The organism is Actinomadura hibisca NBRC 15177, from assembly GCF_001552635.1.
Lineage (GTDB): Bacteria > Actinomycetota > Actinomycetes > Streptosporangiales > Streptosporangiaceae > Spirillospora > Spirillospora hibisca.
Map to the genome: position 1 here is coordinate 12,660 of NZ_BCRO01000025.1, position 21,044 is coordinate 33,703.

The window sequence follows — 21,044 nt, forward strand, 5'->3', positions numbered from 1 at the left end:
CACCGCCAGCCTAGTCGCGCGGGCACGGCGGCACACGGCGTTCGCCGACCGACCCGGCGTGCCGCTATTGGTCTAGACCATAGTGGCTGGACGGGTTCCCGGGGCGGGTTTGCCGATCACCGGCGCGCGCTTTGCCGAACACGCGCGTCCGGCCCCGGACCTGCACCGCGTACCCGCCGGGGACACGGCGCACGGCCACCGTGCGGCGGCGCGGCGGCGCGTCGCCGTCATAGGCCCAACGGGTCTCGGCGAGGGCCAGTTCCCAGGCGGCGGGCGGGGGCAGGGCGTCGCGGCGGGCGAGGGCGAAGTCCCAGGCGTCGTGCAACGAACCGCGCGTCGGGCGTTCGGCGGCCCAGGCGGTGAACGCCTCGGTCCAGCCGGGCCCGTAGGCGGTGGCGAGGCGGGGCCAGGCGCGGGCCGCCGCTCCGGCCCGTTTGCGCAGGATGGCGACGGCGGCGGCGTGCACGGCGTCCGCGTCGAAGCCCGGCGGCAGCGGCCCGCCCGCCGTCATGTGCCGGACCAGCGCCTCCTGGGCGGCGGCCAGCCCGGCGTCGATCGGCTCATGCGGCGTGGTCACGTCACGGCCGCCAGTCCGGCCGCGGCGGCGATGGCGTCCAGCTCGGCGCGCAGCTCGGCGGCGGGCGGGTAGTGGCCGTCGCGCTCCAGCAGGAGCCCCGGCGGGCCGCGGCGCGCGCACAGCTCCTTGATCAGGTCGAGGACCTCGGCGGGCACGGGCGCGGTGTGGGTGTCGTGGTAGCGGCCGCCCGACTCCGCGCCGCCCGCCACGTGGCAGTACGCCACCCGCTCCAGCGGTACGCGGTCCAGCAGCGCGGCCGGGTCCGCGCCCCGGTTGCGGGCGTTGGCGTAGACGTTGGCGACGTCCAGCAGGAGCAGCACGCCGGTGCGCTCGACCAGCTCGGTGAGGAAGTCGCCCTCCTCGTACTCGGCGTCCGGCCAGTCGAACAGCGCCGCGATGGGCTCGACCGCCAGCGGGACCGGCAGACCGTCCTGGGTGCGGCGGATGTTGGCGGCCAGCACCTTCAGGGCGGCGCGGGTGCGCGGCACCGGCAGCAGGTGCCCGGCCTCGATCCCGCCCGCCCGCACGAACGCGATGTGCTCGCTGACCAGCGGCGCTCCCAGCGCGGCGGCGCAGGCGGCCAGATGCGCGACGCGCTCGTCGGCGACCGGCTCGGCCCCGCCCAGCGACAGCCGCACCCCGTGCGGGACGACGGGGACGCCCCGGTCGCGCAGTTCGAGCAGGTGCCGGGAGGGGTGGTCCAGGTGCACGGACTCGGCGATCACCTCGGTGAAGCCCAGGCCCGGCAGCTCGGCGACGAAACCGGCGATGTCGGGCCGCCAGCCGAGGCCGACCCCGGACGGGAGGGCCGGGCCGGTCATCCGCCGCACCCTCCGCAACCGCCGCAACCTCCGCCGCAACCCCCGCCGTCACCGCCACCGTCGCCGCCTCCGCAACCGCCACCGCCGCCAGCGGCGGCGGCACCGGCGTCGGAGACCGGCGCGGGAGGCAGCGGACGCGTCAGCGCGTCGTGGGCGAAGGCGGGGTCGAGGCTGGTCAGCGCCGTCATGCCGAACAGCGCGACGCCGAGTCCCGCCCCGGCGGCGCCGTAGGTGGCCCAGGCCGGGGTGTGGTCGGGGCGCAGGTGCCGGTGCCGGTCCTTGGCGTCGGCCAGCGCCCGCCGCCCCTCCTCGGTCGGCCGCCCCTCCTGGGCCACCGGGTCGGCCGCCAGCACGCCGAGCACGACCAGCAGCACGAGCACGGCCGCGACCAGGAACAGCACCGGGTGGCCGTCGCGCACCCCGAAGAAGATCCGCACCGCGCCGAGCAGCGCCAGCGCCGCCAGCGGCAGCAGCGCGATCCGGCGGCGCCGCCGGGCGTCCTCGCCGATCAGCAGGCCGTCGTGCTCCAGCCCCTTGCGCAGCTCCGCCAGCTCCTGCGCGACGTCCGCCCGGTGCTCCAGCAGCTGCGAGTCGATCATCGGCTCCCGCAGGAGGCGGGCGTGCACGACGCCGTCGAGGCCGTTCCCGGAGTCGCGGGGGGCGGAGGTGGCGCGGACGCTGCCCCGGCCCGCCGTCTCGACGGCCCCCTCGGCGCGCAGCCGGGCCAGCGCGGCCAGCACCGCCCGCTCGCCGCCGCCCTCCAGGTAGGCCAGCTCGTAGGGGCCGGGTTCGCGCTCCGGCGGCCGGCCCGCCACCATCGCGCGCCGGACGTGCAGTGCCAGGGCCGTCAGCACGACGGCCAGCGGAACGAAGATCCCGATGAACTGCGGACCCGGGATGCCCCAGGTCTCCCCTGCCGCGGACAGCGCCATCGCGCCTCCCTCTGACCGCCGGACGCCCGGCCTTTCCTATGTAGATGTGCGGAGGGGCCGCCGCGTTCCCGGCGCCCGCCGATCAGTCCTCCTGGTCGAGGCCCTTCTCGATCGCGTACCGGACCAGCTCCACCCGGTTGTGCAGCTGGAGCTTGCCGAGGGTGTTCTGCACGTGGTTCTGGACGGTGCGGTGCGACAACACCAGCCGCTGGGCGATCTGCTTGTAGGTCAGGCCCTTGGCGACCAGCCGCAACACCTCGGTCTCGCGCTCGGTCAGGCGCGGCGCGTCGTCGTCGGCGCGGGCGGGCGCGGCGGCCAGCCGCCGGTACTCGCCCAGCACCAGCCCGGCGAGGCCCGGGGTGAACACCGCGTCGCCGGTGCCCGCGCGCGCCACCGCGTCGAGGAACTCCTCGCGCGCGGCGGACTTGAGCAGGTAGCCGGTCGCGCCCGCCTTCACCGCCTCCAGGACGTCCTGCTGCTCGCCGCTGGCCGACAACACCAGCACCCGCACCGGCGGGTCGGCGGCGACCAGGTGGCGGGTCACCTCGACGCCGCTGATGTCGGGCAGCTGCAGGTCCACCACGGCCACCTGCGGCCGCGCGGCGGCCACCAGGCGCACGGCGGTGCGGCCGTCGCCGGCGGTGGCCACCACCTCGTGCCCGGCCTCGGCCAGGTCACGGGCGACGGCGTCGCGCCACATCGGGTGGTCGTCGACCATCATCACCTTCAGCGGGACCGGGACGTGTTCGCTCACACCGTCACAATAGGGCCGATCCGCCGGTTCACCGCCCGGCCGGGACCGTCATCTCGATCTCGGTGCCCTCGCCGGGGGCGGAGTGCACGGCCACCGTGCCGCCCAGGTCGCGGATGCGGCCCCGGATGGACTGGGCCACGCCGAGCCGCCCGGCGGCGGCCGCCTCGTCCAGCCGCCCGGCGGGCATGCCGGGACCGTCGTCGCGGACGCTGACGGTGACCTCGCCCGCGCCGTCGTCCTCCAGCAGCACCCAGGCGCGGGCGGTCTCGCCGCAGTGCAGCCGGACGTTGTCCAGCGCCGCCGCGACGGCCGCCGCGACCTCGCGGGCGGCGGGACCGGGCAGCCGCACCGGCGTCGCCGGGGTGGACACCGTGACGGTGGTCGAGCTGTGCGCGGTCAGCAGCGTCCGCAGGTCGGTGTCGGCGGGCGGGGGCTCGGCGGCGGCCCGGCCGCGCTGCGCGCGGGCCGTGCGGGGCGCGGGCACGGGCGGGGCGGCGTTCCCTGTGCCGATCATGGCGCGCAGCGCGGCCTCCTGCTCCCCGGCCAGGCGGCCCAGCTCGGCGGCCTCGCCGCCCAGCTCGCCGCCGCGCCGCTGCACCATCGCCAGGACCTGGAGCACCGAGTCGTGGATGCCGCGCGCCAGCCGCTCGCGCTCGCGGGTGGCGGCCTCCATCTCGACCGCGCGGGCCAGCCGCGCCTCGGCGTCCATGGCGAGCTTGACCACGTGCCCGACGACCAGCCCGGCCAGGAACAGCAGCACCACGCCGTTGAGGGTGCTGGCGTTGCCCTTGGTGTCGGCGATGGTGTGCACCAGGACGTTGCCGACGGCCAGGATCGCGGCGGCCGCGATGCCCAGCCGCTTGCCGCCGACCACCGCCCAGGCGAGGACGGCGGCGGCCACCCACGACACCGGCAGGGTCGGGCGGCCCGCCTCCAGCCCGGAGGCCGTCTCCACCCACGCGGTGGCCAGCAGGCAGCCCACCGCCACGGCCATGTCGGCGGCCAGCATGGGCCAGGCCCGGCGCTCGGGGCGCGCGTAGGCGACGGTCGCGTAGGCCGTCCAGGCCGCCATCACGCCCAGCACCGCCCATCCGGCGGCCTGGTCGGCGTACCCGCCGTGGTTCTTGGCGATCAGCGCGGCCGCGTACAGCAGCGCGGCGATCCGGTAGACCGCGACCGCGCGCCACAGCGCGGCCTCCAGCCCGAGGCCCCCGGCGCGGGGGGCCGGGGACGGCGGCGGGGACGCGGTCACTCGTCGTCGTCGACCGGGCGCGGCGTCTTCCCCGACATCTCGGCCTTGACCTCGGCGGCGTAGCGGTCCACGTATTCCTGGCCGGACAACGCCTGGATCGCCATCATGATCTCGTCGGTGACCTCGCGCAGCACCTCCCGGTCGTCCTCCTTGCCGTAGAAGCGGGAGAAGTCCAGGGGCGCGCCGAAGCGCACGCCGGGCCGGATGCCGAGCTTGGGGTAGGGCTTGCCGGGCGGCATCAGCTCGAACGTGTTGATCATCGCCATCGGGACGACCGGCACCCGCGACTTCAGCGCCAGCCGCGCCACGCCCGTCTTGCCCCGGTACAGACGCTCGTCGGGAGCGCGGGTGCCCTCGGGGTAGATGCCGAGCAGCTTGCCCTCGCCGAGGATGCGCAGGCCCGTCTGGAGCGCGGCCTCGGCGGCGCTGCCGCCGGTGCGGTCCACCGGCACCACGCCGACGCCGGTGAAGAACGCCTTGCTGACCAGGCCCTTGAGCCCCTTGCCGGTGAAGTACTCGCCCTTGCCGATGAAGAAGATCGGCCGCATCAGGGGCAGCGGCCCGAAGAAGTGGTCGGCGAACGACAGGTGGTTGCTCACCAGCAGCGCCGGACCCTTCTTCGGCACGTTCCTCATCCCGGAGTTCCGCGGCCGCCACCCCAGGTACATGATGGGCGACAGAACGATCCTCAGCAGGATCCAGAACCAGAGCATCCCGACACCTTCCTCCGGCCGCGCGGTCACGCGGCGCGCACGTTCATGATCTCCGGGCAATGGGAGATGCTGGGACATCCTCCCATCCGGGGAAGACCTGTAGCCACCAGGGCATAGGGCCTTTGGTCTGCGGGCTCTTGTTCCAGGAGCCGAATCGATCACCTCGGTTTCCGTGTCCCGCTTCACAGAGTGGTCCCGAGGTCGCATCCTGTAGGCGGAAGACGCCAGCTCGCAGACGTGCCGGTCACTCCCCGGACACGTCCGGTCGACATTCGGTCATCACAGGGAGCCCCCCGTGCCCCAAGTCCCGAAACGCCTGGAGCCCTCACGCGGACCACGCGAACTGTTCGGCAGTGAAGCCCGGCACCACCGGGAGCGCGCGGGCCTCAGCCTGCGTGCGCTCGCCGAGAAGATCCCGTACGCGGCGTCCACGATCTCCGAGATCGAGCGGGGCGACGCCGGGTGCGACCGGGTCTTCGCCGAGGTCGCCGATGAGGCCCTGGACACCGGCGGGGCCCTTGCCCGCTTGCATGACGGTCTGTTCGACGGGCGCTCGGCGGCCTTCCCCAAGCACTTCGCGCAGTGGCCCGACTTCGAGGACGAAGCTGAGTTGCTGTGCAGCTACCAGCCCATGATCATGGCGGGACTGCTCCAGACGCCGGACTATGCGGCGGCGCTGCTGAACGACCCGGAGGCCGTTCAGGGCCGCGTGGAGCGACAGAGGGTCCTGGTCCGCCCGAACGCCCCCCGCCTCATCGCGATCATGCCGGAGGTAGTCCTGTGGAACCAGATCGGCGACGCCAAGACCATGCACGGCCAGTTGCTGTACCTGGCTGACGGGGTACCGCCGAACGTGTCCGTACAGATCATTCCGAACGGCGAACCGCACCGGGCACACCTCGGAGCGTTCGTGCTCGCTCGTCTGCCTCGCGGGGTTCGGGTGGCCTACGCTGACGGCGAGCCGCGTGGCAAGATCATGGATGGCCGCGCGGACCTGGACGCTCTGCATGAGCGGTTCAGCGACATCGCGACGCACACGCTACCGGCGACCATGTCGGCGACGCTGATCAGGAGAACGGCGGACGAGAGGTGGAAGATTTGATCAAGTGGCGGAAGTCCACTCACTCGGCCAGCGACGGATCGGACTGCGTCGAACTGGGCGACCTCGGTACGGCCGTAGGCGTGCGGGACAGCAAGGCTCCTGAGGCCGGGCACCTCACCATGGAGCGGGCCACCCTCAGAACCCTTGTCGATGCGGTGAAGGCGTCGTAGCTCCCTAACGAGAAGCGCCCCGGCACCCCCTCACAGGGTGACCGGGGCGTTCTCCGCCTCAGGGCCCCCGCCCCTGTGCCCGCCTCGCGCTCCTCTCGCGCTCCCCCGCGCCCGCCCCGAGTGGCAAGCCCGCCCCGCCGGGCCGGGAATGAACGTAGGCTCTGGACGGTAATTCTCAATCGGGGGCGTCCGGGGGCTTGTCCCGGGCGGCCCAGCGAATACCGTGGGACACACGTTTCAGGGTGTCCGGGAGTGCGTCGCGCGACGCTCACACCGGGCGCACGACTATGGGGGAGCGGAGGCCGTCATGCCGGTGCTGTCGGTCACGCCGGAGTCACCGAAGGAGCCGGCCCCGTGAATCGCCGCGGCAATGGACTGTCCGCCGACGCCTACGCCCCGCTGGCCGACCTGGAGCCGCGTCTGGCCGACGCGGTGCTGGCGGCGCTGCGCGAGGCCGGGGTCGCCGCCTACGCGGCGGGCGCCGAGCCGCCCGAGGACGACCTGTCCGGCCTCCTGGCCGGCGTGGCGGACCCGGCGGACGACGACCTGGAGCGGGTCTACGTCGACGCCGCGATGCGGCCGACGGCCGAGGGCGTGCTGCGCGCCCAGCTCACCCGGCTGAGCGACGCCGACCTGCCGCCCGCCGACCCGCGCGACCAGGGCCCCGACGACACCCCCACCGGGCCGCGCGCCACCGGCCCGCACGGCGCGGACCCGGGCGCCGACCCCAACGGCACCGACCCCGGCGGCGGACCGCAGCCCAAGGCGGGCCCCGACACCGCCGACCCGCCCGGCGGCGGCCCCGCCGAGCTCGACGAGGACGCCATCTGGGCCGAGATCGTCGCCGGCTACGACACCACCCACGAGGGCGACCGGGTCCCCTGGCCCGACCAGGAGAACATCCACGAGCCCGAGGACCCGCCGCGCGAGGGCGACGACCGCACCGGGCGCTTCCGCTCCGCCCGCGTGGTCAAGGCGGCCGACGACGACACCGACGACTACCCGCCGCCCGCCGACGACGAGGGCCACTACGTCCCCCCGCCCCCGCCGCCGCTCCCGGCCGCCGACCCGCTGACCAAGGGCGCGTGGCTGGCGCTGGTGGGCGGGCCGCTGTACCTGCTGGTCACGGTGATCCTGGACTGGGACGTGCCGGGCTACGCGGCGTTCCTGGCGGTCGCGGCGTTCATCGGCGGCTTCGTGACGCTGGTGTTGCGGATGGGCGACGAGCCGCGCGGCCCCGACGACGGCGCGGTGGTCTGACCCCGGCAGCGGCGCGGTTCGTCAGGGCAGTCGCAGGTCGGCCAGGAGGGGGCGGTGGTCGGTGGCGTTCGGGTAGTCCGCCACCGGCGCGGGCGGCCCCGGCACGCCGCAGCCGAGCACCTCGATGCGCGGATCGGCGAACACGCCGTCGATGCGGCGCTTGGGGTCGGCGGCGGAGAACGTCAGCGCCTCGCCCCGGGGCGCGACGGCGTGGCCGTCCTGGAAGCGGCCGGTCAGCAGCGACCACGAGTCGCCGCCGGGCTCCTCGTTGATGTCGCCGGTCAGCACCATCGGCGCGGCGTGCCGGTGCCCGGCGCGTTCCAGCAGCGCCAGCACCTGGCGGGTGTGGACGCGGCGCGGGGCGTCCATCAGGTCGAGATGGGTGCTGGCGGCCAGCAGCCGGGCCCCGCCGATCTCCAGCACGGCGATCGCCAGGGCCCGGCGGTGCAGGTCCGGCACCGGCGACAGCAGGTGGAACTCGCGGGCGACCCGGCGGGCGCGCGGCCCGGCCAGCACCGCCAGCCCGCAGGCGCGCCGCCCGGCCGCCACCGTCATCCCGCACTCGCGGGCGAGGCGGCGGCGCTTGGCGCGCCACCCCCAGAACCTCGGGACCTCCTGGAGGCACACCACGTCCGGCTCCAGCGCCCGGACGACCCGCACCACGGCGGCCGGGTCGTCGCGCAACGACCGGATGTTGTAGCTGAGGACGCGGACGTCGGTCATGGCGCGTCGATCACAGCCGGGCCAGGTCGGCGGCGCCGACGATCCCGGCGGCCGACCCCAGCTCGGCGATGCGGATCTCCGGCACCGGCCGGTGGCCGCGTCCGGTCAGCGCGTCGCCGAACGCCTTCTTGATCGGATCCAGCAGCAGGTCGCCGGCGTCGGACAGGCCGCCGCCGATGATGAACAGGCCCGGGTCGAGGATCGCGCTGAGGTCGGCCAGGCCCTGCCCGGCCCACTGCGCCACGGTGCGGAAGCACTCCAGCGCGGCCTGGTCGCCCTCGCGGGCGGCCTGGGTGATCTCCGGGCCGCTGATGCCCTCGGGCTTGCCGTCGCCGAGTTCCAGCAGCCGCCCGGCCATCGCCGGGGCGACCCGGGCGAGGTCGCGGGCCTCGTGCACCAGCGCGTTGCCGCTGGCGTACTGCTCCCAGCAGCCCCGGTTGCCGCAACCGCACCGGCGGCCGTCGGGCACCACCCGGAAGTGGCCCATCTCCGCGCCGATGCCGAACCGGCCCCGGTACAGCTCGCCGTTGATGATGATGCCGCCGCCGATGCCGGTGCCGAGCGCGATCAGCACCACGAAGTCGTGGCCGCGCCCGGCGCCGAAGCGCGCCTCGCCCCAGGCGGTGGCGTTGGCGTCGTTCTCCACCACCACCGGCAGGCCGACCATCTCCTCGACCTTCTTCTTGAGCGGCTCCTCGCGCCAGGCGAGGTTGGGCGCGAACAGCACGGTGGAGCGCGTCTCGTCGACGAACCCGGCCGCGCCGAGGCCGACCGCCGTGACGTCCTCGAACTTGCCCCTGAGCAGGTCGACCACCTCGGCGATGACCTCGGCGGTCTCCTGGGGGTTGGTGGAGGGCGTGGGCCGCCGCACCCGTTCCAGGATCGCCCCCCGGTCGTCCACGACGCCCGCGGCGACCTTGGTACCGCCCACATCCACGCCGATGGTCAGGGCCATGTACGCTTCCTCCTCCTCGCGCGCCCCGGCTGGGAGCCCGCTGTCGCTGCCCGATACCGCTGTCCGGGCGTCGCTACCCGATGTCGATGGGGTCGCCGCCGGCGGCGGGCCCCGGGCGGCCGTCCTCCGGCCGCGCGCCCCGGTCCGCCGGAGCGCGGGTGCGCTCGTAGGCGGCCACCACGTCCAGCGCCGCCGCCATCAGCGACCGCCCGGCCTCCCGGACGTGCCGGCCCACGTCGGGGCCGGACTCGCGGGCCAGCGCGACGGCGCGGCAGATCGGGCAGTTGCGGCACTCGGGCGCGCCGGTGGCGATGTGCGGGTCCCCGGCCATCTCCTCGGTCACCGCCCGGCTCCACACGTCGTCGGCGTCGCCCGCGCCGCCGCCCGTGCCGCCCGGCAGGCCGCCCGCCATGCGGCGGCGCAGCGCGTCGAAGAGCTTGGCGGCCTCGTCCAGTACGTCGCCCGGTTGCTCGGTCATGAGAACATTTTCCATCCGTTGTCGGCGTGAAACGGTAGCGCCCCGCTCCGGGGCGGAACGATTACCCGGCCTCGACCCGTCGTTTCAGGCCCTTCAGCGCCGAGTCGGTGATGCGCTTCTCGGCCTTGCGCTTGAGCATCCCGATCACCGGCATGCGGATGTCGACCGCCAGCTCGTAGGTCACCACCGTGCCGCCGGTCCCCTCCGCCAGCAGGTAGGAACCGTGCAGCGAGGTGACGACGTTCCCCTTGTCGATCAGCTCCCAGCGCACCCACTCGTCGTCGTCGCCCCAGGTGTAGGCGAGCCCGACGGTGTCGCTGAACGGGCTGGCGTCGATGGTCATGCGGGCCTCGGCGGCGCGGCCGTCGGCGCCGGTGTCCAGCACCTCGAACTCGCGGATGCCGCTGGCCCAGCTCGGGTAGGCGGGCAGGTCGGCGATCACCGCCATGATCTCCTTCCTGCCCGCGTCGATCGTGATGGAAGAGCTCGTCCGGTCGGCCATCGTCGCCATCCCTCCGGCTGCTGGTGGGCCCGCGCCCGGGGGCGCGGCTCGAAGTCCTCGTCGAAAAGTATCTTTCTCACACGGTGAGCACGTAAGGCACCCCGCGGCCCCGGAAGTGCCCGACGTTGACGCATTCGGTGCGGCCGATGCGCATCCGCCCGGCCAGCGGCTGGTGCACGTGGCCGAACAGGGCGTAGCGCGGCTGGGTGCGGCGGATCAGGTCCAGCACGGCCTCGCTGCCCCGCTCGAAGCGGTGCGCGACGGTGTCGTACAGCAGGTCGGGCACCGCGGGCGGGATGTGGGTGCAGAGCACGTCCACCTCCCCCACCGCCTCGACCTTGGCGGCGAACTCGTCGTCGTCCAGCTCGTAGGGGGTGCGGTACTCGGTGCGCAGGCCGCCGCCGACGAACCCGAAGCGCAGCCCGCCCAGCTCCACGGTCTCGCCGTCCAGCACGTGGTGCCCGTCGCGCAGGTAGTCGCGCCACATGTGCGGCAGGTCCACGTTGCCGTAGGTGAGGTAGGCCGGGGTGGGCATGGCGTCGAACAGCTCGGCGTACTGGCGGCGCACGGCCCGCTCGATGTGCGGCCAGGCGTCGCCCTCCAGCGACGCCCACATGCGCCGGGAGAAGTCGCGCGCCTCGCCGAAGCGCTTCTGCGTGCGCAGCTCGATGAAGCGGTCGGCGTTGTCCTGCCCGAACAGCTCGGCGAAGATGCCCTGGCCGTGGTCGGAGTAGTCGATGAACAGGATCAGGTCGCCCAGGCAGATCGTCGCGTCCGCGCCGTCTCCGGCATGCCTGAGCGCCTCCGCGCGGCCATGGACGTCACTCACCACGTGGATGCGCATGAACCGACTCTAATGGCGCGTCCCCGCCGGCGGCACCGGCACTCCCGGCCGGATCACCTCGCCGCGGCCGACACCAGGGCGCGCCATTCGGCCACCAGGGCCGGGTCGACCGGCGCGTCCCAGGAGCCGTCCGGGCGCACGGCGGTGCCGACGTGGAAGGCGGCGACCCCGGCGGCGGCCAGCACCGCGACGTGCTTGCGGCGCAACCCTCCCCCGGCCATGATCAGCCGCGCCGACGCGGGGCTCTCGGCGGCCCGCCGGACCAGGACGTCCACCCCGGCGTCCACGCCGCGCGGCGAACCGGCGGTGAGGACGGTGTCGAGACCCGTGCCGAGACCCGCGCCGGGGCCTGCATCGGGGCCCACGCCGGACTCGGCGATGGGCTCGGCGTCGGTGTCGGCGGTGTCGGCGGTGTCGGCGGTGTGGGCGGCCTCGGCGGTGTCGGCCAGGTCGCGGACGGCCCGCCACGCGGCGGCCATGTCCGCCGCGTGGTCCACGGCGCGGTGGAAGGTCCACGGCAGCGGGGCCGCCACGGCGGCGAGCTTGCCGGTGGCGGCGGGATCGACGTTCCCGAGCGGGTCGAGGAAGCCCAGCACGAACCCGTCGGCGCCCGCCGCGCGCAGGTCCTCGGCGGCGCGGCGCAGCCGGTCCAGCTCCGGCACGGTGGTGCGGAACCCGGCGTTGGCCCGCAACATCACCCGCATGGGGAGGGATGTGACCTCCCTCATCCTCGCCACCACCTCGGGGTCGGGGGTGAGCCCGTCGGCGGCCATGTCGGCGACGACCTCCAGGCGGTCGGCGCCGCCCCGTTCGGCCGCGCGGGCGTCGGCGGCGGTGAGAGCGATCACCTCAAGCAGCGACAAAGCCGTTTCCCCCTGAGTCACCTGGGCTTTTCCGGGTCAAGGCTAGGCGACCACGCGGGGCCGCCCGGCGGGCGGACGGTGTCTTTTGCCCCTTGTTGACCACCTGGCGGCCGGGCCCCGACCACCGGACCGGGCGACCGGGCCGGCGCCCGGCCGGCACCCGGCTGGCACCGCGCCGACCAGCGAGACTTTTACTACCCGCGAGTATCCTTTGAACTCGGTAAAGCTGTACCGTCGTCCCCGCCGTTTGCAGTGATCGACCTAGGAGTGGCCGTGCGCGAGTTCAGCGTCCCCGCCATGGTGGAGGTGCCCGGCTCCACCAATCTGACCGACGCGCCCTTCACCCGAGCCGCCGAGGAGCCGGGCCGGGTCGTGCTCCGCCGCAAGAGCGGCACGGCCGAGCGGCCGGCCTGGAGCGCGGTGACCGCGGGCGAGTTCGCGGCCGAGGTGTCGCGGGTCGCCAAGGGCCTGATGGCCGCCGGGATCGAGGCGGGCGACCGGGTCGCGCTGATGTCGCGCACCCGCTACGAGTGGACCGTTCTCGACTACGCCATCTGGACGGCCGGCGCCGTGGCGGTCCCGATCTACGAGACCTCCTCCGCCGAGCAGGTGCAGTGGATCGTCGGCGACTCCGGCGCCAAGGGCGTGTTCGCCGAGACGTCCGCGCACCTCGACACCATCGAGCAGGTCCGGGCCGAGGTCCCGGGCCTGGCGCACGTCTGGGGCATCGACGCGGGCGACGTGGCGGCCCTGGCCGGGCGCGGCGCGGAGGTCTCCGACGCCGACCTCGACGCGCGCCGCCGCGTCCGCGCCTCCGACGACGTCGCCACGCTCGTCTACACCTCCGGCACCACCGGCCGCCCCAAGGGTTGCGAGATCACCCACGGGAACCTGGTCGCCACCTCCCGCAACGCCATCCAGGGCGCGATCGCCGAGGTCGCGGTGGACGGTTCGGCCACGCTGCTGTTCCTGCCGCTGGCGCACGTGTTCGCCCGGCTGATCGAGGTGGCCTGCATCGAGGCCGGGATCGTGCTCGGCCACAGCGACATCCCGAGCCTGCTGCCGGACCTCGCCAGCTACCAGCCGACGTTCCTGCTGGCGGTGCCGCGCGTCTTCGAGAAGGTCTACAACGGCGCCGAGCAGAAGGCCATCGCGGGCGGCAAGGGCAAGATCTTCGCCAAGGCCGCCGAGACCGCCATCGCCTACAGCAGGGCGCTGGACGCGGGCGGCCCGGCCCTCAAGCTGAAGCTCCAGCACAAGGTGTTCGACGTGCTGGTCTACGGCAAGCTGCGGCAGGCCGTCGGCGGCCGGGTGCAGTACGCGGTGTCCGGCGGCGCGGCGCTCGGCGAGCGCCTCGGCCACTTCTTCCGCGGCGTCGGCATCATCATCCTGGAGGGCTACGGCCTGACCGAGACCACGGCCCCGGCCGCGGTGAACCGGCCGTCCGCCCTCCGGATCGGCACCGTCGGCCAGCCGATCCCCGGCGTGACCGTGCGGATCGCCGAGGACGGCGAGGTGCTGATCAAGGGCGTCAACATCCTCAAGGGCTACTGGAACAACGAGGCGGCCACCGCCGAGGCGCTGGCGGACGGCTGGTTCCGCACCGGCGACCTGGGCGCGCTGGACGCCGACGGCTACCTCAAGATCACCGGCCGCAAGAAGGAGATCCTGGTCACCGCGGGCGGCAAGAACGTGGCCCCGGCCCCGCTGGAGGACCGGCTGCGCGCGTGTCCGCTGATCAGCCAGGCGCTGGTGGTCGGCGACGGCCGCAAGTTCATCAGCGCGCTGATCACGCTGGACGAGGAGGCCCTCGCCCCCTGGAAGGAGCAGCACGGCAAGCCCGCCGCGATGACGGTGGACGAGCTGCGCCGCGACGCCGACGTGATCGCCGAGATCGACGCCGCGGTGGCCGACGCGAACAAGTCGGTCTCGCACGCCGAGGCGATCAAGAAGTACGAGATCCTCGGCGTGGACTTCAGCGAGGAGGCCGGGCACATGACCCCCAGCCTCAAGGTCCGCCGGCATGTCGTGATCAAGGACTTCGCGGACGAGATCGACGCGCTGTACTCGTAACCCGCCCGTCGGCCCGCCCGCTCTTCCGGACGGCCCGCCCCGCGCGTTCCCAGCGCGCGGCGCGGGCCGTCCGCACGTCACCGGATCCTTACTCCCACCTGGGGATATTCTCGGCGGGAAGGGCCCCGTTCCCCGCCGGGCCCCGACAGTTTGGGAGCAGCGTGCGCGAGATCAGTGTCCCCGTCGAGATCGCGGTGCCCGGCACCGCCGACCTGACCGACGCCCTGTTCGGCCGGGCCGCCGCCGAGCCCGGCCGGATCGTGCTGCGGCGGCGTTCCGGCACCGCCGCGCGCCCGGCCTGGCGGGCGGTGACGGCGGGCGAGTTCGCCGCCGAGGTGACCGCCCTGGCCAAGGGCCTCATCGCCGCCGGGGTCGAGCCCGGCGACCGCGTCGCGCTGATGTCGCGCACCCGCTACGAGTGGACGCTGCTCGACTACGCGCTCTGGACGGCGGGCGCGATCGTCGTCCCCGTCTACGAGACCTCCTCCCCCGCGCAGATCGCCTGGATCGCCGGTGACTCCGGGGCGCGCTTCGCGTTCGCCGAGACCGCCGCGCAGCAGGCCGCCTTCGCCGAGGCGGGCGTGGACCTGCCCGCCCTGTCCCAGGTCTGGGGCATCGACGCGGGCGACCTGGACGCGCTGGCCGCCGCCGGGGCGGAGGTCCCCGACGAGGCGGTCGCCGAACGCCGCCGGGGCCTGTCGGCCGACTCGGTCGCCACCATCGTCTACACCTCCGGCACCACCGGCCGCCCCAAGGGTTGCGAGCTGACCCACCGCAACTTCATCGGGACCGCCCGCAACGTGGTGCTCGCCGGGGTCCCCGAGATCACCGGGGCCGGGTCGTCCACGCTGCTGTTCCTGCCGCTGGCGCACGTGTTCGCGCGGCTGATCCAGGTGGCGTGCGTGGAGTGCGGCCTCGTGCTGGGGCACAGCGACGTGCCGAGCCTGCAGGCCGACCTGGCGACCTACCAGCCGACGTTCCTGCTGGCGGTGCCGCGCGTCTTCGAGAAGGTCTACAACGGCGCCGAGCAGCGGGCCGTCGCCGACGGCAAGGGCAAGATCTTCAAGCTGGCCGCCGACACCGCCGTGGCCTACAGCCGGTCCCTGGAGACCGGCGGCCCCGGGCTCGCCCTCAGGCTGCGGCACCGGCTGTTCGACGCGCTGGTCTACGGGAAGTTGCGGCAGGCGATGGGCGGCCGGCTGCGGTACGCGATGTCGGGCGGCGCGGCGCTGAACGAGCGGCTGGGCCACTTCTTCCGCGGCGTCGGCATCTCGATCATCGAGGGCTACGGCCTGACCGAGACCACCGCGCCGGTGCTCGGCAACCGGTTCCCCGCCAACCGCATGGGCACCGTCGGGCGGCCGTTCCCGGGCACCGACCTGCGCGTGGCCGACGACGGCGAGATCATGGTGCGCGGCATCAGCGTCTTCCCCGGCTACTGGAACGACGAGACCGCCACCAAGCAGGCCCTGGACGGCGGCTGGTTCCGCACCGGCGACCTGGGCGCGCTGGACGCCGACGGCCACCTGAAGATCACCGGCCGGAAGAAGGAGATCCTGGTGACGGCCGGGGGCAAGAACGTGGCGCCCGGCCCGCTGGAGGACCTGCTGCGCGCCCATCCGCTGATCGGCCAGGCCGTGGTGGTGGGCGACGGCCGCACGTTCGTCGCCGCGCTGGTCACCCTGGACCCCGAGGCGGCCGGTCCCTGGGCGCGGCGGCTCGGGCTGCCGGACGGGACGACGGTCGAGGAGCTGCGCCGCGAGCCCGCCGTCCGCGCCGAGATCGACGCCGCGGTGGCCGAGGCCAACACGTCGGTCTCGCACGCCGAGGCGATCAAGAAGTACGACATCCTCGCCGCCGACCTCACCGAGGAGTCGGGGCACCTGACGCCCAGCCTCAAGATCAAGCGGCATGTGGTCGCCCGCGACTTCGCCGCCGAGATCGACGCGCTGTACGGGTGAGTCCGCGGCGGCCCGGCGAGCCCCTGGCGGGCCGCCGCCGGGCCGCCGCGACCGTCACAGCGCGGCGACGGCCTCCGCGATCGGCGTGTCCCCGTTGACCAGCTCCAGGACGCGGCGCTCCACGCCCGGCGCGCCCAGCAGCGCGGCGATCACCGCGGCCGTGTCGTCGCGGGTGATGTCGCCGCGGCCGACGCGCGGCTCGCCCAGGGTGACCCGGCCGGTGCCCGGGTCGTCGGTGAGCCGGCCCGGCCGCAGGATCAGCCACTCCAGGTCGCGGGCGCGCAGGTCCTGTTCGGCCGCGCCCTTGGCCTCGACGTAGGCCCGCCAGCTCTCGTCCGAGCCCGGCGCCGGGGGCTGGTCCGCCCCCATCGCCGAGATCTGCACGAACCGGCGCACCCCCGCGCGCTCGGCGGCGTCGGCCAGCAGCACCGACCCCGCCCGGTCCACGGTGTCCTTGCGCGCCGCGCCGCTGTTCGGCCCGGCCCCGGCGGCGAACACCACCGCCTGCGCCCCGGTCAGCTCGTCGGCGAGCCGCTCGGCCGTCGTGTCCTCCAGGTCGAGCACGACCGGCCCGGCCCCCGCCTCCCGGATGTCGTCGGCCTGCTCCGGCTTGCGGATCAGGCTCAGCACGGTGTCCCCCCGGGCGGTGAGGAGCCGGGCCAGCCGCAGCGCGATCTGACCGTGCCCTCCCGCGATCACTACGTTCATGCCACCGATCGTACGGAACGGCCCGGGGCCGTTCAGCAGTTGCGTCCGGTGTTGATGCAGCCGACCGCCCGCCGCATGAGGTTGTCGGGCATGACGTTCTCGAAGTCGGCGTGGTCGGTGACCGGGGCGTGGCCCTGCTCGGGGAAGGAGTCCACGGCGAACGCCAGCGCGCGGTTCGGCAGGTTGTAGGTCAGCGTCATCTGGAGCCTGGGCACCGCGCGGGTGCCGCCGGGGCAACTCCCCGACCCGCTGGGGAACACGATGTGCGTGCGGTGGTTGGCGCTGTCGGTGTTGCGGCCGTCCCAGCAGCTCGGGAACTCCAGCACCCGCTGCACCCGGCTGCCGCCGGGACAGATCGGGTACTTGTCGGTCAGGGCGCGGTCGCCGAAGCCCGAGCAGGTCCACTGCGCGCGGGCGTTGGCGGTGCCGTTGGTGCCCGCCTTGGCGTCGCCGGTGATGACGCGCAGGAAGCGCGGCATGGCGGTCACCTTGCCGCGCGGATTGCCGAGGAACGCCATGCTGGCGCTCGCGGGCGTGACGATCCGGCCGACGTTGCCGTCCTGCGCGCTCTGCTGCGCCGCGTCGGAGTCGTCCTGCTGGTTCCGGATGCGCATGACCGGCCAGAAGTAGGTGGACCGGTCGCCCTGCGCGCAGGTGGTCCCGGCGGCGGCCAGGCTCTCGTCGGTGGAGAAGCCGTCGGTGGACAGGTTGCCCACGTAGTCGTGGATGTGGTGCGCGCCGTTCTGGACGCCGGGCGCGACGATGAAGTTGTCGGGGTTGTGGTGGCCGTTGCGGTTGGTGCCGCAGCGGGAGGTGAACGAGCCGCGCGAGCCGTTGCGGCTCTGCCGGACGCGGGGCTTGCGGGGGGCCTGGCGGATGTTGACGAAGTCGTCGCGGTTGGGGCCTTCCTTGACCTGCTGCTGGTTCTGCTGCTGGTCGTTGTTCTGCTGGTCGTTGTTCTGCTGGTCGTTGCCGTTCTGGCCGTCCTGCTGGTCGCCGTTGTTCTGGCCGTTCTGGCCGTCTTGGCCGTCCCCGCCCTGCCCGTTCTGGTCACCCTGCCCGTTCCGGCGGTCCTGCTCGTTCTGGCCGTTCTGGTCGTCGGGGCCGTTGCGGTCGCGCGGGTCGCCCGGCGCCGTCGCGCGGGCCGCCCCGCTCACCGCGGCGGACGCCGTGACCGGCGGCGCGGTCGCCGCGGCGACCAGCAGCAGCGCCGGGACGACGGCCGCCATGCCCTTCTTGCTTGCCATGGGATCTCCCTTTGTGCGGGGTGCGGAAAGGGTCAGGAAAGGGCGGCCTTGGTGGCGAGCCCGGTGCTTTCCAGAAGTGTCATGTGCGTGTTGACGTATTTCAGCGCGCGCTCGGCGAAGGCCCTGATCTCGGTGTTCTGGGTACTGGCGCGCACGGTGGCGATGACGCTGAAGACCTTGCCGTGGGCGGCGCGCAGCCGTAGCACGAACGTCTGGTCGTAGTCGGCGCCGAACTTGCCCGACATCTCGGCGAGCCAGCCCCGCTGGTCGGCGTTGGGCTCGCTGGGCAGGATCACCCCGAGCCGCCCGGCGACGCGCCGCACGTCCTCGTCCAGCATCATGTGCTGCTCCATGATCGTGTCGGCCACCTCCCGGACCCGGGGGCTGGCGGCGCGCTGCTGGGCCTGCTGGCCTGCGGGCATCTCCCACAGCCCGGCCTGGCGGACCTTGGCCAGCAACGTCCGGTCGGCGGCCGACAGCGGCCCCCACCGGGTGTCGCCGGCACCGTCCCGGGTGTCGCCGTCGGCGGGGACGCCGGGCGGCCCGAGCACCACCAGCGCGGCCGCCGCGACCGCCGCGGCGGCCAGCACCATGACCATGAACCGGCTGCCGAGCAGGCGGCGCAGCCGGCGCGGCCCGGCGATGCCGTGGGACTTCCTCACAGGGGACCCGCCTCCCTTCGGCTTCCATCGGACGACCCGGCACGGGTCGCAGTGGAATACGCGTCCGTGCCGGGCCGGGTTCACCGCGGCGAACAATTTCCGCTCATTACTTTTGAGCGCCGATGAAAGGGCAGCAGAAAAGGCCGGGCGGGCGTTTTACCGTCCGTCGTCCCGTCCCCGCTCTCAGGACCCGCGTGCGGGGCTGCGCGGTATTCCGGTGGTGACGCGCAGCGCCAGCGCCGGGCACATCGACACCGCGCGGGCCACGTCGCGCTCCATCCAGACGGGGATGTCGGTGCCGAGCACCACGGGGAAGCCGTACCGGTCGAGCTGGATCAGCTCGGGCACCAGGTAGGCGCACAGGCCGTGGCCGTCGCAGCGGCTCCAGTCGATGGCGATCCGGCCCTCCGAGCCGTCGGGCACCGGCAGCGGCAGCACGCCGAAGGTCGGCAGCCCGCAGGCGCCGCCCATGCGGTGCGCGTCGATGTCGGCGGCGAAGGCGTCCATCGCCGACACCACGAACCTGGCGGTGCCGTCGGGGTGGGAGCAGGCGCCCCGGCCGCGGCCGATCCCGGCGGCGCGCTTGACGTCGGCGACGGTGCCCGACCCGTCCGACAGCGCGTTGAGGGCGCGCACGATGTCGGGCAGGCCGAGCCGGCACGGCCCGCACTGCCCGGCCGACTGCGCGGCCAGGTAGGAGGCGATGCGGGTGACCTCGCCGAGCGGGCAGGTGCCCTCGGCGAGCGGCAGGATGATGCCCGCGCCGACGGTCGCGCCGACGGCCTGCATGCCCTTGCGCGACAACACGGCGCGGTTCGCGCCCTGCGGGCTCAGCCACATGCCGTGGTAGCCGCCCGCCAGCACGCCCGGTCCCGGCCGGACGTCGCAGTGCTCCAGCACGGTGCGCAGCGGCGTGCCGTAGGGGACCTCCACGACCCGGGTCTTGCCGATGGTGAGCAGGGTGGTGCCGGGTTCGTCCTCGGTGCCCGCGGAGGCGTACAGGTCCGGGCCCAGCGAGGTCAGCACCGCGAGCTGCGCGAAGGTCTCGGTGTTGGACAGCAGCGTGGGGCAGCCGTCCACGCCGGACTCGGCGGCGCGCACCTTGACGCCCGGCGGGATCGGCGTCTCGCCGTTGATCGCGCGGATCACCGCGCCGCTCTCGCCGGAGATGAACCGCTCGACGAGCCGTACCACCCGCGCGGGCATCCGCCGCTCGGTGATGGCGGCGCGCACCGAGCGGGCCGCCTGGTCGTCCTCGACGGCCACCACGATGCGCTGGGTGCCGAGCGCGGTGGCGGCGATCTGCGCGCCGTCCAGCACCAGGTGCGGGGCGCGGCACAGCAGCACCTTGTCCTTGCCGCTGCCCGGCTCGCCCTCGGCCCCGTTGACGACCACGACCGCGTCGGCGCCGGGGCGGCGGGACCCGCCCCGCTCCCCCGGCAGCAAATTCTCCTGGTCGGCCGAGGGGTGCACGACGCGCGCGGCGACGGCCGTCAGCTTGCGCGCGAACGGGAAGCCCGCGCCGCCCCGGCCGCGCATGTCGACCTGCTCGGCCATCCGGACGACGTCCTCCAGCACGGGCGTGCGCAGCTTGCCGTGCACGGCCAGGTGCCGGTCCAGGTCGAGCCGGTCGAACCGGTCGAAGCCCAGCGTGAGCCGGGAACCGCCGATGTTGGAGACGGTGACGGTGGCGCTGCTCATCGCACCGCCTCGGTGCCGCGCGGGTCGGAGACCGTGGCGCGGGGGTCCGCCGCGTCCTCCAGCCGCGCCGCGCCGCGCACCGGACCGCGCCGCCCGGACGCGGGGGCGGTGGCGTCCGCGCCCGCGCGCCGCACCTCGCGCGGCTTGACCACCACGACGAGGCGGGTGAGCAGCGCCAGCATGACCGCGCCGACGCACATCACGTAGCTGAGCGTCACCCACGGCGCGGCCGAGCGTCCGGCGGTGAGGCCGTGCACGATCGCCATCGGCCACGACAGGTACGCCAGCGCGTGCATCGACCGCCACATCCAGGGGCGGCCCCCGGCGCGGGCGAAGCGGGCGCGCAGCAGCCCGGTCGCGACGGTCACGATCATCAGGTCGAGCGCCAGCGCGCCCAGCCCGACCGGGCCCACGCCCGGCACCACGATCTGCGCGGGCGCCGCCAGCCCGCCGAGCACCTTCACCAGGACGTGCGCCACCACGAAGGTCGCCGCCAGCACCGAGGCGGCCCGGTGCACGCCCTGCGCCAGCACCCGGTGCCGGATCCGCAGGACCAGCCGTTCGGTGGCCAGCAGCCCGCTCACCACCGCGGCCGTCATCGCCAGCAGCGCGAACACGCCGCCGTAGAACGAGAGGAAGCGCTGCACGCCGCCGGTCAGCACCGCGCCGGGCGGGGTGGCCGCGCCGACCACCACGATCAGCGCGCCAACCGCCACGAGCGACAGCGCCCAGGTGGGCATCGCCGG

22 protein-coding genes are annotated in these 21,044 nt (G+C 74.4%); 5 read left to right on the top strand and 17 right to left on the bottom strand.

Annotation, left to right across the window (positions count from 1 at the left end):
- Window positions 1-64: 64 nt before the first annotated feature.
- From AH6_RS11840 to AH6_RS11865, 6 genes are all read right to left on the bottom strand, one after another.
- Complete coding sequence (locus AH6_RS11840; protein ID WP_067478324.1) at window positions 65-577, bottom strand: SCO6045 C-terminal-like domain-containing protein; 513 nt, start codon at window positions 575-577, stop codon at window positions 65-67.
- Complete coding sequence (locus AH6_RS11845) at window positions 574-1,398, bottom strand: MbnB/TglH/ChrH family RiPP precursor modification enzyme (RefSeq protein WP_067478328.1); 825 nt, start codon at window positions 1,396-1,398, stop codon at window positions 574-576. The genes AH6_RS11840 and AH6_RS11845 overlap by 4 nt, the downstream gene beginning before the upstream one ends.
- Complete coding sequence (locus AH6_RS45135) at window positions 1,395-2,330, bottom strand: TIGR04222 domain-containing membrane protein (protein WP_067478331.1); 936 nt, start codon at window positions 2,328-2,330, stop codon at window positions 1,395-1,397. Before AH6_RS45135 ends, AH6_RS11845 begins: the two co-directional genes overlap by 4 nt.
- Before the next feature lie 82 nt (window positions 2,331-2,412).
- Window positions 2,413-3,051 (bottom strand): response regulator, encoded by a 639-nt coding sequence (locus tag AH6_RS11855; RefSeq protein ID WP_067478577.1) that lies wholly within the window; start codon window positions 3,049-3,051, stop codon window positions 2,413-2,415.
- 61 nt (window positions 3,052-3,112) lie between these two features.
- Entirely contained in the window at window positions 3,113-4,336 is a 1,224-nt protein-coding gene (macS, locus tag AH6_RS11860) for a MacS family sensor histidine kinase (RefSeq protein WP_218005784.1), read from the bottom strand.
- Window positions 4,333-5,049 carry a lysophospholipid acyltransferase family protein gene (locus AH6_RS11865; protein ID WP_067478334.1) on the bottom strand — a complete coding sequence of 239 codons (717 nt, stop codon included), beginning with the start codon at window positions 5,047-5,049 and terminating at the stop codon, window positions 4,333-4,335. The genes macS and AH6_RS11865 overlap by 4 nt, the downstream gene beginning before the upstream one ends.
- Before the next feature lie 295 nt (window positions 5,050-5,344).
- Between AH6_RS11865 and AH6_RS11870 the strand changes: the two genes are divergently transcribed.
- The 3 genes from AH6_RS11870 to AH6_RS11880 all read left to right on the top strand — a co-directional run bounded on the left by AH6_RS11870 (window position 5,345) and on the right by AH6_RS11880 (window position 7,581).
- A complete protein-coding gene (locus AH6_RS11870) occupies window positions 5,345-6,151 on the top strand; it encodes a helix-turn-helix domain-containing protein (protein ID WP_067478337.1) in 807 nt (268 codons plus the stop codon).
- Window positions 6,139-6,321: a DUF397 domain-containing protein gene (locus tag AH6_RS11875; RefSeq protein ID WP_067478340.1), complete on the top strand. Its 183-nt coding sequence runs from the start codon at window positions 6,139-6,141 to the stop codon at window positions 6,319-6,321. The genes AH6_RS11870 and AH6_RS11875 overlap by 13 nt, the downstream gene beginning before the upstream one ends.
- A gap of 354 nt (window positions 6,322-6,675) precedes the next feature.
- Window positions 6,676-7,581, top strand: coding sequence for a hypothetical protein (locus tag AH6_RS11880; protein ID WP_067478343.1), 906 nt, complete (start codon window positions 6,676-6,678; stop codon window positions 7,579-7,581).
- 21 nt (window positions 7,582-7,602) lie between these two features.
- On the opposite strand, the gene AH6_RS11885 is transcribed toward AH6_RS11880, so the two are convergent.
- The 6 genes from AH6_RS11885 to AH6_RS11910 all read right to left on the bottom strand — a co-directional run bounded on the left by AH6_RS11885 (window position 7,603) and on the right by AH6_RS11910 (window position 11,946).
- Window positions 7,603-8,304, bottom strand: a complete 702-nt coding sequence (locus AH6_RS11885) for an endonuclease/exonuclease/phosphatase family protein (RefSeq protein ID WP_067478346.1) — start codon at window positions 8,302-8,304, stop codon at window positions 7,603-7,605.
- Window positions 8,305-8,314: 10 nt separating this feature from the next.
- On the bottom strand, window positions 8,315-9,259 hold the full coding sequence (locus tag AH6_RS11890; protein ID WP_067478349.1) for an ROK family glucokinase: 945 nt from the start codon (window positions 9,257-9,259) through the stop codon (window positions 8,315-8,317).
- Window positions 9,260-9,332: 73 nt separating this feature from the next.
- The gene (locus tag AH6_RS11895) at window positions 9,333-9,737 is read right to left on the bottom strand and encodes a hypothetical protein (protein ID WP_067478352.1); all 405 of its coding nucleotides are present in this window, start codon (window positions 9,735-9,737) and stop codon (window positions 9,333-9,335) included.
- A 61-nt stretch (window positions 9,738-9,798) separates the two neighbouring features.
- Complete coding sequence (locus tag AH6_RS11900; protein WP_067478355.1) at window positions 9,799-10,239, bottom strand: SRPBCC family protein; 441 nt, start codon at window positions 10,237-10,239, stop codon at window positions 9,799-9,801.
- A gap of 76 nt (window positions 10,240-10,315) precedes the next feature.
- A complete protein-coding gene (locus AH6_RS11905; RefSeq protein ID WP_067478358.1) occupies window positions 10,316-11,083 on the bottom strand; it encodes a metallophosphoesterase family protein in 768 nt (255 codons plus the stop codon).
- Window positions 11,084-11,136: 53 nt separating this feature from the next.
- Entirely contained in the window at window positions 11,137-11,946 is an 810-nt protein-coding gene (locus tag AH6_RS11910; protein WP_067478361.1) for a copper homeostasis protein CutC, read from the bottom strand.
- A 273-nt stretch (window positions 11,947-12,219) separates the two neighbouring features.
- Here AH6_RS11910 and AH6_RS11915 point away from each other — a divergent pair, with 273 nt between their 5' ends.
- Window positions 12,220-14,019 (top strand): AMP-dependent synthetase/ligase, encoded by a 1,800-nt coding sequence (locus AH6_RS11915; RefSeq protein ID WP_067478583.1) that lies wholly within the window; start codon window positions 12,220-12,222, stop codon window positions 14,017-14,019.
- A 161-nt stretch (window positions 14,020-14,180) separates the two neighbouring features.
- Entirely contained in the window at window positions 14,181-15,980 is a 1,800-nt protein-coding gene (locus AH6_RS11920) for an AMP-dependent synthetase/ligase (protein WP_067478364.1), read from the top strand.
- A 54-nt stretch (window positions 15,981-16,034) separates the two neighbouring features.
- Here AH6_RS11920 and AH6_RS11925 read toward each other — a convergent pair whose 3' ends face one another.
- The 5 genes from AH6_RS11925 to AH6_RS11945 all read right to left on the bottom strand — a co-directional run bounded on the left by AH6_RS11925 (window position 16,035) and on the right by AH6_RS11945 (window position 21,038).
- Window positions 16,035-16,688, bottom strand: a complete 654-nt coding sequence (locus AH6_RS11925) for an SDR family oxidoreductase (protein WP_067478367.1) — start codon at window positions 16,686-16,688, stop codon at window positions 16,035-16,037.
- A 32-nt stretch (window positions 16,689-16,720) separates the two neighbouring features.
- A complete protein-coding gene (locus tag AH6_RS11930; RefSeq protein WP_067478370.1) occupies window positions 16,721-17,935 on the bottom strand; it encodes a DUF1996 domain-containing protein in 1,215 nt (404 codons plus the stop codon).
- A gap of 32 nt (window positions 17,936-17,967) precedes the next feature.
- A complete protein-coding gene (locus tag AH6_RS11935; RefSeq protein ID WP_245679281.1) occupies window positions 17,968-18,597 on the bottom strand; it encodes a DUF4142 domain-containing protein in 630 nt (209 codons plus the stop codon).
- 183 nt (window positions 18,598-18,780) lie between these two features.
- Entirely contained in the window at window positions 18,781-20,298 is a 1,518-nt protein-coding gene (locus tag AH6_RS11940) for an NADH-quinone oxidoreductase subunit NuoF family protein (RefSeq protein WP_067478373.1), read from the bottom strand.
- Window positions 20,295-21,038 (bottom strand): ferric reductase-like transmembrane domain-containing protein, encoded by a 744-nt coding sequence (locus AH6_RS11945; protein WP_067478376.1) that lies wholly within the window; start codon window positions 21,036-21,038, stop codon window positions 20,295-20,297. Before AH6_RS11945 ends, AH6_RS11940 begins: the two co-directional genes overlap by 4 nt.
- Window positions 21,039-21,044: the final 6 nt, after the last annotated feature.

Excerpts from the sequence above, each read along its gene's own strand:
- AH6_RS11845 (WP_067478328.1), bottom strand. The coding sequence starts at position 1,398 with ATGACCGGCCCGGCCCTCCCGTCCGGGGTCGGCCTCGGCTGGCGGCCC.
- AH6_RS45135 (WP_067478331.1), bottom strand. The coding sequence starts at position 2,330 with ATGGCGCTGTCCGCGGCAGGGGAGACCTGGGGCATCCCGGGTCCGCAG.
- AH6_RS11855 (WP_067478577.1), bottom strand. The coding sequence starts at position 3,051 with ATGATGGTCGACGACCACCCGATGTGGCGCGACGCCGTCGCCCGTGAC.
- AH6_RS11865 (WP_067478334.1), bottom strand. The coding sequence starts at position 5,049 with ATGCTCTGGTTCTGGATCCTGCTGAGGATCGTTCTGTCGCCCATCATG.
- AH6_RS11885 (WP_067478346.1), bottom strand. The coding sequence starts at position 8,304 with ATGACCGACGTCCGCGTCCTCAGCTACAACATCCGGTCGTTGCGCGAC.
- AH6_RS11890 (WP_067478349.1), bottom strand. The coding sequence starts at position 9,259 with ATGGCCCTGACCATCGGCGTGGATGTGGGCGGTACCAAGGTCGCCGCG.
- AH6_RS11895 (WP_067478352.1), bottom strand. The coding sequence starts at position 9,737 with ATGACCGAGCAACCGGGCGACGTACTGGACGAGGCCGCCAAGCTCTTC.
- AH6_RS11900 (WP_067478355.1), bottom strand. The coding sequence starts at position 10,239 with ATGGCCGACCGGACGAGCTCTTCCATCACGATCGACGCGGGCAGGAAG.
- AH6_RS11905 (WP_067478358.1), bottom strand. The coding sequence starts at position 11,083 with ATGCGCATCCACGTGGTGAGTGACGTCCATGGCCGCGCGGAGGCGCTC.
- AH6_RS11925 (WP_067478367.1), bottom strand. The coding sequence starts at position 16,688 with ATGAACGTAGTGATCGCGGGAGGGCACGGTCAGATCGCGCTGCGGCTG.
- AH6_RS11930 (WP_067478370.1), bottom strand. The coding sequence starts at position 17,935 with ATGGCAAGCAAGAAGGGCATGGCGGCCGTCGTCCCGGCGCTGCTGCTG.
- AH6_RS11940 (WP_067478373.1), bottom strand. The coding sequence starts at position 20,298 with ATGAGCAGCGCCACCGTCACCGTCTCCAACATCGGCGGTTCCCGGCTC.
- AH6_RS11945 (WP_067478376.1), bottom strand. The coding sequence starts at position 21,038 with ATGCCCACCTGGGCGCTGTCGCTCGTGGCGGTTGGCGCGCTGATCGTG.